At 63.2% G+C, this 1,070-nt stretch carries 1 protein-coding gene; it reads right to left on the reverse strand.

Annotation, left to right across the window (positions count from 1 at the left end):
• Positions 1–71: 71 nt before the first annotated feature.
• The gene (locus tag MTBSS4_RS18750; protein WP_173984896.1) at positions 72–1,070 is read right to left on the reverse strand and encodes an IS4 family transposase; all 999 of its coding nucleotides are present in this window, start codon (positions 1,068–1,070) and stop codon (positions 72–74) included.

Here is a 1,070-nt window from a genome sequence, read left to right on the forward strand (position 1 = left end):
TAGGGGTGGGACTGGGGCGAAGGATTGGAAGATTGCCTGAAGACGGCGGATGCCGCGCGTGAAGAAGGAAATCATGCCCCGGAGGGCCTTGCGCGGACGGTCGGCAGGTCGTTTTTTTCGGCGGGCGTCGGGTGGTTGGCGGCATCCCACATGCCGGATGAGACGGCCCAATAAAGTGCCAGCGCCATGACCAGGATCAACCGCGACAGGCGATCCGGATACTGGATTTGGCTGTCTTCCAGGCCGAACCCCCTGGTCTTGAAGTCGGAGAACATGGCCTCGATGCCCCAGCGCAGGCCGTAATCGAACGCGCGATGAGCGGTTGGCGCCTCGGACATGGCGATGATCCACGGCTTGGGATGACCCGCCTCGTGGACCATGGCGACGTTGGTGACAACACGCTTCCCGGTCAATTGGACGTCGGTCAGCATGTGCTCGCCGCGCGCGAAGCATTCAGCCAAGGTGCTCTCTCCGCCGTCGTCGAATACCAGCAAGTCCTGTTTCAGCCGCAGGCGCCAATTCCAACCCTGCCCACGGCACCACGCGATCAGGTCGGGGCTACCATAGAAACGGTCGCCCATCAGAACCGGCTTCGCGCCCTCGGAGAGCAGGGGCAGTACCGCCTCCAGGGCTTCGCGCTGCTCGGCGAAGCCGATCGCGCCCTGAGTTTCCTTGACCCGCCACGCCAGCGGAAGCGCGCGTCCGCCAATGCGTACCGCCACCATCACCATTTGATGGCGATCCGTCGCCTTGCTCTGGTCGATCATCAGGACGAGATGCCGACCAGTCCCGGTCGCCAGCTTCAAAAGTTCACGGGCGTAGGGCGCCATTACCGCGTCGACCGACACCCTGGCGTTGGACAGAAACCGTTCGATCCATTGGTAGCGCTTGTCCACCCGTTCACAGGGACGCGGCAACGACGCCGCCAAATCCATCAGATTGGCGCTGCGAACCGCCAGAAGCGTCGCAACCAAGAGCCCAAGTTTGCCGCGCTGTGTCTTACGCTGCCCTGGTAGCTTCGCCGCAAGGTCCGCGATGATCCCAGACGCAACATGCTCGATCCCGCCCAT

The sequence above is a fragment of the Magnetospirillum sp. SS-4 genome (genome assembly GCF_902729425.1).
GTDB lineage: Bacteria > Pseudomonadota > Alphaproteobacteria > Rhodospirillales > Magnetospirillaceae > Phaeospirillum.